An 8746-nucleotide genomic window follows, 5' to 3' on the forward strand; every position below is an offset into this window, starting at 1 on the left:
GTCTGGCTGTAGCCGATGCCTGACGCCGCCAGCGCCTTGGCATACATCGAGATGTCGGTGAAGCCGGGAATGGTGTTGACCTCGTTGACGAGCAGGCTGCCATCGGCGCGCAGGAAGAAATCGACGCGCGCCATGGCTTCGCAGCCGAGCGCCTGAAAAGCCTGACGCGCCATCTCCCTCGCTTTGTCGGCCACAGTGGCCGGGACATCAGCGGGCACCTTGACCAGCGCGCCGTCGGCATCGAGATATTTGGCCTCATAGGTGTAGAAGCCGTGCTTGCCGGCCGGAATGATCTCGCCGGGCAGCGACACCGTCAGCGACCCGTCGGCGCGCTCCAGCACCGAGAACTCGATCTCGCGCCCCTCGACGAATTCCTCGATCAACACTTTGCCGTCGTAGCGGAAAGCCGTGTCGATGGCCTGCTCGAAGCCATCCCTGTCATTCACCTTGCTGACCCCGAAGGACGAGCCCTGGCGCGCCGGCTTGGCGAAGAACGGCAGGCCGAGCATCCCGGCAATCTCCTGGAAGGAATGCTTGCCGTTTCGATGCACGGTGACGGAGCGGGCAACCGCCAATCCCGCCTCGCGCATCAGCCGCTTGGCGACATCCTTGTCCATGGCCGCGGCCGACGCGAGGATGCCGCAGCCGACATAGGCTACATCGGCGACCTCGGCATAGCCCTGCACCGAGCCGTCCTCGCCGAACGGCCCGTGCAGCACCGGGAACACGACGTCGATGGGGGGCAGGTCAGGCTGCGTACCATCCCGCGAGACGGCGACCAGCCGGCCCTTGCCGCCGGGCAGCAGCGCGACCTCGGCACCATCTTCGGATGCCGGCGCCCCTGCCGCGTCATCAAGTTGTTGCAGCAGCCATCTGCCGCTTTTGGTAATGGCGATCGGCACGATGTCGTAGCGCGTCCGGTCGATCGCCTTCAGCACATTGGCGGCCGACAGGCGCGACACGTCATGCTCGGCCGAACGCCCGCCATAGAGGATGGCCACTCTTGTCTTACCGGTCATCGAAATCCCTCGACTGTCAAAAAAAATCAAATGGCGACGGCAATGCCGCGATTGGCGAAGAAGCGGTCGAAATCGGCCGGCGCCAACACTGCGTCTGCCTGTGTGGCGGGGTCATGGCCGGACGGGTTGTGGAAGCGGAAACCCTGATTGGATGCCGCCGTGACCAGCACCAGATGACCGCCCTTCGAGGGCGGCTCGCGCTCGGGCCAGCGGATCGAACTGCTGACCGACGCGATGAAGAAGCGCGTCCGCTGCATGATCGCCGGAATCTCGGCCGTCGCGACATTGGTCACCACCTCGGCCCGGAGTCCAAAAACCTCTTTCACGAAGCTGACGAAGGGCGCGTAGATCAGCCCCTTGATCGATCCCCCGTTGACGACATAGCCGCCATATAAGGTGCAGCGCCTGGCAAGCTCGATCGTCGGCACGATCTCGCCGCGGCTTGCCAGGATCATCTTCAGGCACGCCATGCCGCAGATATTGGCCGCCCAGACCGCATATTCATCGAGTGTTTCCGCGCCCGATCCCCGCCACAGCGGATCGCGCCTGAGGGCAACATCCGCGCCGTCGGCGAGCACGTCCAGCGTCAGGTCGGGCGTCTCCCACTGGCTGAAAAACGGCACGGTTTCAGGCAGTGGACTCATACGGGCTCCTCGGCGGCTGGCTCCATCTCGTATACGAGGATACGAGATGGATGAAAAGCCGCTTAGGCCCGTTTAGGTGTGGGGAGCCGTGCGCCGCCGCCTACTCGGCCTTCGTCCAACCGAAAACCAGCCAAGCATATTTCGATTTTTCGTCGGGTTCGACAGTGTAGGTCATCTGCATGTCGCCGTCCTTGGCGTAGATATCCAGCCTGGGCGCGGTCTCCAGCTTGAGCCACGCCGAACTGTTGCTGAAGGACCAGGTTCCGCACCAGACGCAAGGCCCCGCCGTCGGATCACCCGGCTGATGAAAATTGTAGCGGCCGTCCGCCGTGATCTCCAGATAGTCAAACGCGCCGTAAAACGCGGTCACCGTCTGCTGGAATTCATTGGCGGCCGCTTCCTGTTCCGGTGTCGGCGCATCCTTCATATCGCGCGGCGGCCGGATGGCTCCGCCGTTCAGTTTCCATTTGCCGACAAAATCCTTCTGGGTCGGAAGATATTCCTCCTGCGCCTGCGCCGATGAAACATAAGCAAAAGGTGATATACTTGTGAGATCCACGGCCCCGATCGCAAATAAAAGCGTGGCGGCACAGATCGCCCTTGTTGGGTTTTGCATAAAAAATGTATCTCCAAGGGGGTAAGGGGAGTTCTATTGAGGATTTTGCAGCGCACGTTGCTTCGATGCCGATTCCCGCCCGCCATTTGCACGGTTAGCATCGTGGCCATCAATCTGGCAACGCAAGGCAGCTTCTCTCCGGCATCGCCCATGCGCCCGCGATCCCGGCCGGCTGAATATCGGCAGCTTAGAAGGTGATCTTCACCGAAGCTGCGCTGCGACTATGCGGACCATGATGGACGGCCTCGATGTTGTTGCCGTCGGGATCGAGCAGGAAGGCGGCGTAATAGCCGGGATGATAGGGCCGTTCGCCCGGCGCGCCATTGTCCGTGCCGCCAGCCGCCAGTCCGGCCTTGTAGAAGGCGTCGACCATGGCGTGGTCCCTTGCCTGGAAAGCCAGGTGATGGCGACCGGTGAGTTTTCCCTGTGCGGCCCGGCTGTCGGCAGTGGAGACAAACAGCTCGTCGGCCCAGAAAAAATCGTCGCCGCTCCCACCGATCGGAACATCGATCGCCTGCAGGACCGCCTCGTAGAAACGCCGGCTGGGCGCGAGATCCCTGACCACCAGTTGGATGTGGTCGATGAGCCGGCCGCGATGCAATTCCTGGGTTTCCATAAAGATGCCTCCTCGTGAGGTTCGAATTTAGGTTCGGACAGGGCGTCGTCAATGCGGATACTTGTTCTATCCCGCAAACAAAAAGCCCGCCGGGAGGGGATCCGGCGGGCCTTTGGAAAGCATGTCTAGCCTTCAGGGGTCTGAGGGGGATCAGACCTGGTAAGAACCTTTGTTGGCCGCGGAGGTTCCACCCGAACAAAAAATTGCCGATGGCCCGTCGAAACCGCGGAAGCGGTGGAGGCGATTTCTTCGCGAGAGCACTCACAGTTTGGAACTTTCCGCTCACAACCGGGTTGGGTGCCCCGGTGGGAGGAATTGCTATTGGATAGTTTTCAGAGGCTCGAAGCGCTGGTCGACAGCGCCGGTGTCGAGGATATCGAGGAAGCAACCGCTCTGCTGCGCCGGTTCAAGGGCAGGTCGCGCGAGGTCTCGGCAGCCATAGATGAGTTCATGCTCGATTTCATGACGTTGGTCTTCGTCGTCGAAAGCGGCGAAGAAGGTTTCGAAAAGCCGGTCCGCAAGCTCGCTCGCACCAAGCTTTCAAAGCTTGAGCGGATGGTGACTGTGATGGCGGAGGAAAAGCCGGCCTCCGGCGCCGGCCTATCCCTTCAGGATGGCGGCTAGCCTTGGAATGCCTTCGCTCACCGCGCGCCGGTCGGCGAGCGTGAAGGACAGCCGCAGCGTGTTGCGCCCGGTGCCGTCGGCATAAAAGGCGCCGCCCGGCACGAAGGCCACCCGCGCTTCTTTCACCGACCGCGCCAGAAGCTCGGTGGCGTCGGCCCCTTCCGGCAACGTTACCCAGACGAACATGCCGCCTTCCGGGCGGCTCCAGGTCACGCCTTCCGGCATATTGGATTCCAGTGCCGAGAGCAGCCCGTCGCGGCGCTCGCGATAGGCGCCGATAAGTTTTTCCACCTGGCCGTCGAAGACGGCTTCGGCGACACGATGCATCACCACCTGGTTGATCGACGGGCTGTGCAGGTCCGAGGCCTGCTTCATCAGCACCAGTTTCTCGACGATGTGGCGCGGGGCGCAAACCCAGCCGATGCGCATGCCCGGCGACAGTATCTTCGAGAACGAGCCGCAATAGAGCGTGCGCGCCTTGTCGATGCCGCCGGACCTGATGCAGTCGAGCGCCAGGATCGGCGGCACGCCGTCGCCGTCATAGCGCAGCGCGCGATAGGCGGCATCCTCGATGACGGCGATGTCGAGTTCGCCGGCAAGGCCGAGCACCGCCTCGCGCTGCTCACGGTTCAGCGTGTGGCCGGTCGGGTTGGCGAAATCCGGCACCAGATAGGCGAATTTGGCCTTGCCGCCATTGGCTGCCGCTGCCGCGCGATAGGCATCGGGCGTCATGTTGCCGCCGGCCGGGGTCAGCCGGTCGTAGCGAGGCTCATAGGCGTTGAAAGCCTGCAGCGCGCCGAGATAAGTCGGCCACGTCACCAGCGCGGTATCGCCCGGCGACAGGAACAGTTTGCCGAGATAGTCCAGCGCCTGCTGGGAGCCGGAAGTGATGAAGATATTGGCCTCGTCACAGGCGACGCCGAGCTTGCCCATCTGCCCGGCGAGCCAGCGCCGCAACGGCAGGTAGCCTTCCGAGACCTGGTACTGCAGCGCCGCACCCGCCTCGGCGCCGCCCAGCACCGAAGCATAGGCGTCACGGATCGCCTCGGCCGGGAACAACGCCGGATCGGGAATACCGCCGGCGAACGAGATGATGTCCGGCTGGTCGAGCAGCTTCAGGAGCTCGCGGATTTCGGACGCTTTCATGCGCGACGAGCGCGAAGCCAACAGATTCATAAGGGTCACGACACGCCTCCCCAAACGCTGCAATATAGGTCAACTTGGCTGACCTATATCCCCTCTTGGCCGCGAATTGAAGTGTGCCTGAACGATTTCCCGAATGCGCCAGCGCGGGCGCACTGCTCGAACGCCGCGAGCAGTTCCACAAAAAATGTGCAGCGGTTTCCGTCCGCCTAAAGGCTCTTCTTGTAGCCGAGATGGCTGCCGGTGAAGCCGAGGCTTTCGTAGAAACGGTGCGCGTCCGCCCGCCCCTTGTCGGTGGTCAGTTGGACGAGGCTGCAGCCCCGCGCCCGGCACGCGTCGATCGCCCATACGATCATCTGCCTGCCGATGCCGTCCGAGCGCCTGTGGCCGGCAACCCGAACCGCCTCGATCTGGCCGCGCCAGGCGCCTTTGCGCGAGAGCCCGGCAAGGAAAGAAATCTGCAAGGTACCGATCACTTCGGCCCCGTCGACAGTCACCGCCAGCAGCTGATTGGGATCGGCGTCGATGGCGTTGAAAGCATCGACATAGCCTTGGGCCAGCGGCATGGAAGCGTCCTCGCGGCCGGCGCCAAGCGGATCGTCGGCCAGCATGGCGATGATGTCAGGCAGGTCGGAGGCCTGCGCACGGCGGAAGGTGATCATGGTGTCGAGATATCGCGAGGCACTGGTGGCCGCAAGATTTGAATATGCTCTCCACCGGGCGCTGGTGCCGCCCCTCATCTGCCTGCCGGCATCTTCTCCCCGTATAGTGACGGGGAGAAGGACGCTGTGTCAGATGATTTCGCCAAATCGCCAGCGTCGCAGAAAAAGCGCCAACGTGGCGGCCGGCCCCTTTCTCCCCGTCACTATACGGGGAGAAATGTCCGGCAGGACAATGAGGGGCAGCGCTAACTTTGCTGGCTACAGCTCGCCCTCATACGTCAGTTGCGCCTGCGTCAGCGCCCGATCCAGCCTTTCGCCCTCGGCATATCCAGCCAGATTCTGCGGCCGCTCCATGTCAGGCAGCAGCCTCGGACACGGCTCGGCGGCGCCGACCACCATCCGCACCGGGATGACGCCGGCCCACACCGGATGCCCGTAATCCTCCTCGTCGTCGCCGACGCCCTTGGCGCGCACTTTGGCCGATGCCTCCTCGATGCGCATGCCGATCACCGTCGTCGCCTTGGCCTCCTGCACCGAGATCGGCCGCAAGGTCTCGCTCCGGCCGGGATAGAAGCGGTCGACGACTCCGGCCAGCGCCTTCAGTTTCTCATCAGGTTCGTCGATGATCCGCGCTGTACCGAAACACATTGCCGAGCGGTAATTGGCGGAATGGTTGAAGCCCGAGCGCGCCAGCACCAGCCCGTCGAGATGCGACACCGTCAGACACGCCGGCGTGCCGCCGCGCAGATTGCGCAGCATGCGGCTGGCCGACGAGCCGTGCCAGTAGAGCATGTCGTCCTCGCGCCAGTGGATGGTCGGCGTGCAATAGGGCTGGCCGTCGAACGTATAGGCGACATGGCACAGCAGCCCGGCATCCAGCACCGCGAAGACTGCCGCATGGTCGTAGCTGCCGCGCTCGTGCAGGCGCTTGACGCGGTTGCGGCTGGTGGTCGGAAAGCTGGCTGGCGTGTCGTTCACGGCTTGCATCCTTGGTTGTTGTCTGCCAACCATGCGCCATGACATTGGTTGATAAAAGAACCAATCCGATGAAGAAAAAACAGACCAATTTGCCGGATTGGTCGGCGCTGATCCCGGTCCTCCCGGGCGACGGCCCGCGCAGCCGCGAGCTTTATGCGGCGCTCAGGCGGCTGATCGAGACCGGCGCGCTGGCCGCCGGGGCCAAATTGCCGACCACCCGGGATCTCGCACAGCGCTTCGGCCTATCGCGTTCGGCGGCGGTTGCCTGTTTTGAAATGCTGGTCTCGGAAGGCTTCGCCGTCGCCAGGATCGGTGCCGGAACCTTCGTCGCGCCTGACGTGCCGCATCTGCCGACAACACTGGTCAAGCCACGGCCACCCGAGATCGATGCCGCCACCTCGCTGCCTTGCGGCCTTGGCGTGGCGGTGTCCGATCCGCGCACGCTTAATTTGTTTCGCATCCTTCTGTCGCGCCACCTCGCTCGCCCCGGGCCGGAGCATTTCCGCTATGGCGATCCGCGCGGCGGCCTGCCGCTGCGCACGGCAATTGCCACCTATCTCAGGACCGCACGCGGCGTGCGCTGCGATGCCGGCCAGATCGTGCTGACTTCGGGCACGCAGCAGGGGCTGGATCTTCTGGTGCGCGCCGCGCTCAGCCCCGGCGATGCCGTCTGGATCGAAAACCCCTGCTATCCCATGGCGCAGGCCGTGCTGGCCGGCAGCGGCGCCAGGGTTTTTGGGGTACCGGTCGACGCGGAAGGGCTCGATCCCGAGATCGGCGAAAGCCTGTGCTCCAAGGCGCGCGCGGCCTATGTCACGCCCTCGCATCAATATCCGCTCGGCGTGACGATGACGATGCGCCGCCGTCTCGCTTTGCTCGACTGGGCTCGGCGCAACGATGCCTGGATCATCGAGGACGACTACGACAGCGAGTTCCGCTATGCCGGCCCGCCGCTGACCTCGCTGCAGGGCATGGACGGTTCAGACCGTGTCGCCTATCTCGGCACCTTCTCGAAAATCCTCTTCCCCGGCCTGCGCATCGGCTATGTCGTGGTGCCCGAAGCGCTGCTCGATGCCGTGATGGCGGTCAGGGCGCGCTCCGACCGCTTCCCCTCGACGCTGGCCGAAGGCGCGCTGACCGACCTGTTGAACGAAGGCCATTTCGCCGCGCATCTCCGGCGCGTGCGCCGCCGCGTCCAGGCCGCGCGCGACGTCCTGGTCGCCGGCCTCGAGGCGCATTGCGGCGATGCCCTCGAAGTAACCGTGCCCGAACAGGGGTTGCATTTGATGGCGACGCTGAAGGACGCCGGGCCGGACACCGCGATCGTCGAGGCGGCGAAGGCGGCGGGTGTCGGCGCCAGGGCCTTGTCCTCAATGTTCATCGGCGGGGCGCCCCGGCAAGGTCTGGTGCTGGGTTTTTCGGGGTTTTCGGACGAGGAGTTGATGGCCGCGACGGTGCGACTGGGTGGGGTGGTTCGGCAGCAAGCCCGGTGAGCCAACGAGAACCGCCTCATTGGTGCGCCGGCATCGAACTGTAGAGCCCCGTCAATTCCCATTCGCTGGCCCGGCCTTGCCGCACTGCGCCAGCACCTTGCCGATGGCCGCGCTGGAGCCCTTCAGCGGAAAGCTGATCTCGCCATATTTGGCTGAACTGACCGACACATCGCCCTTCCCGCGCAGCAGGTCGAACAGCGGATCGGCTTTCGCCAGATTGACCACGAAGTAGTTGTACATGGCCTCCAGCTGCAGTGTCTTCGTTACCGTCTTGCCGTCGGCCTTGAACGCGAACGAACCGCTGATGCCAGGTTCCAGCAGCTGGCCGGCGGCACCGAGATCGTAGCTCAGCACCGGCGTGTCGAAACAGGTGAGCATCATATGCGCATCGCCTTTCGGCCCGCCGCAGACCGAAGCCGTCAGCACGCTGCCGCCCTCGTCTTCCTCCATCTTGGCGCTCCAGCCACCGCACGACGCGGCAAACGCCGGCTGCGCGGCCTGCACGACGGCCAAGGCACCAGCGACGATGAGATGTGCAACTCTCATGACTCCCCCAATTGACTGCCTCCAGGGCATTTGCAGCGCCCGTCGGCAGCATATAGGAAAAAGCGATCCGATGGCATTGCCCGTTGCGGCAGCCGGTCCTGTTTCGTGGAGAGTTGGATTGAGAGCCTGCGTTCGCCTGTGTCTGTCCTTTGCCGCCCTGCTTGCCTCGCCGCTCACCGCTCGTGCCGAGTGGAAGCCGGTCGAGAAAATCGAGCCCTACGCGATCTCGGGCCGGTCCGGCGCCGAACTCTACCGCTCGATCGGCGAGAAAGGGCCAAAGCTCGGCATTGCCCGCGCCATCGCCTACACCAATTTCAAGCTGACCTGGGGGTTAAGGGACTACAAGCCCAAGGGCAAGGACTGCGTGCTGACGGCCGGGCGGCCGAAGCTGATCGTCACCTACAC

At 63.9% G+C, this 8746-nt stretch carries 11 protein-coding genes; 3 read left to right on the top strand and 8 right to left on the bottom strand.

What is annotated here, in order from left to right; translation table 11 throughout:
• From EN984_RS12870 to EN984_RS12885, 4 genes are all read right to left on the bottom strand, one after another.
• The coding region (locus tag EN984_RS12870; protein ID WP_164765457.1) for a D-alanine--D-alanine ligase family protein at positions 1-1019 on the bottom strand (1019 nt) is incomplete at its 3' end.
• Between the two features lie 26 nt (positions 1020-1045).
• Entirely contained in the window at positions 1046-1663 is a 618-nt protein-coding gene (locus tag EN984_RS12875) for a C39 family peptidase (protein WP_127268758.1), read from the bottom strand.
• Between the two features lie 100 nt (positions 1664-1763).
• Complete coding sequence (locus EN984_RS12880; RefSeq protein ID WP_127268757.1) at positions 1764-2279, bottom strand: hypothetical protein; 516 nt, start codon at positions 2277-2279, stop codon at positions 1764-1766.
• A 187-nt stretch (positions 2280-2466) separates the two neighbouring features.
• Positions 2467-2895, bottom strand: coding sequence for a VOC family protein (locus tag EN984_RS12885; protein WP_127268756.1), 429 nt, complete (start codon positions 2893-2895; stop codon positions 2467-2469).
• A gap of 321 nt (positions 2896-3216) precedes the next feature.
• Between EN984_RS12885 and EN984_RS12890 the strand changes: the two genes are divergently transcribed.
• Positions 3217-3519 (top strand): hypothetical protein, encoded by a 303-nt coding sequence (locus EN984_RS12890; protein ID WP_236382754.1) that lies wholly within the window; start codon positions 3217-3219, stop codon positions 3517-3519.
• Here the strand turns inward: EN984_RS12890 and EN984_RS12895 are convergent.
• The 3 genes from EN984_RS12895 to EN984_RS12910 all read right to left on the bottom strand — a co-directional run bounded on the left by EN984_RS12895 (position 3496) and on the right by EN984_RS12910 (position 6335).
• Positions 3496-4695: a PLP-dependent aminotransferase family protein gene (locus EN984_RS12895; protein WP_206517426.1), complete on the bottom strand. Its 1200-nt coding sequence runs from the start codon at positions 4693-4695 to the stop codon at positions 3496-3498. The genes EN984_RS12890 and EN984_RS12895 overlap by 24 nt on opposite strands.
• A 176-nt stretch (positions 4696-4871) precedes the next feature.
• Entirely contained in the window at positions 4872-5324 is a 453-nt protein-coding gene (locus EN984_RS12900; RefSeq protein ID WP_127272036.1) for a GNAT family N-acetyltransferase, read from the bottom strand.
• A gap of 258 nt (positions 5325-5582) precedes the next feature.
• The gene (locus EN984_RS12910; protein WP_164748791.1) at positions 5583-6335 is read right to left on the bottom strand and encodes a pyridoxamine 5'-phosphate oxidase family protein; all 753 of its coding nucleotides are present in this window, start codon (positions 6333-6335) and stop codon (positions 5583-5585) included.
• A gap of 35 nt (positions 6336-6370) precedes the next feature.
• On the opposite strand from EN984_RS12910, the gene EN984_RS12915 reads away from it, so the two are divergent.
• Positions 6371-7795, top strand: a complete 1425-nt coding sequence (locus EN984_RS12915) for a PLP-dependent aminotransferase family protein (protein ID WP_127272052.1) — start codon at positions 6371-6373, stop codon at positions 7793-7795.
• Between the two features lie 51 nt (positions 7796-7846).
• Here the strand turns inward: EN984_RS12915 and EN984_RS12920 are convergent, their stop codons facing one another.
• The gene (locus tag EN984_RS12920) at positions 7847-8341 is read right to left on the bottom strand and encodes a hypothetical protein (RefSeq protein WP_236382752.1); all 495 of its coding nucleotides are present in this window, start codon (positions 8339-8341) and stop codon (positions 7847-7849) included.
• A 118-nt stretch (positions 8342-8459) separates the two neighbouring features.
• Here EN984_RS12920 and EN984_RS12925 point away from each other — a divergent pair.
• The coding region (locus tag EN984_RS12925; protein WP_127383772.1) for a DUF922 domain-containing protein at positions 8460-8746 on the top strand (287 nt) is incomplete at its 3' end.

It is taken from the genome of Mesorhizobium sp. M7A.F.Ca.CA.004.12.1.1, from assembly GCF_003997835.1.
In the GTDB taxonomy this organism is placed as follows: Bacteria; Pseudomonadota; Alphaproteobacteria; order Rhizobiales; family Rhizobiaceae; genus Mesorhizobium.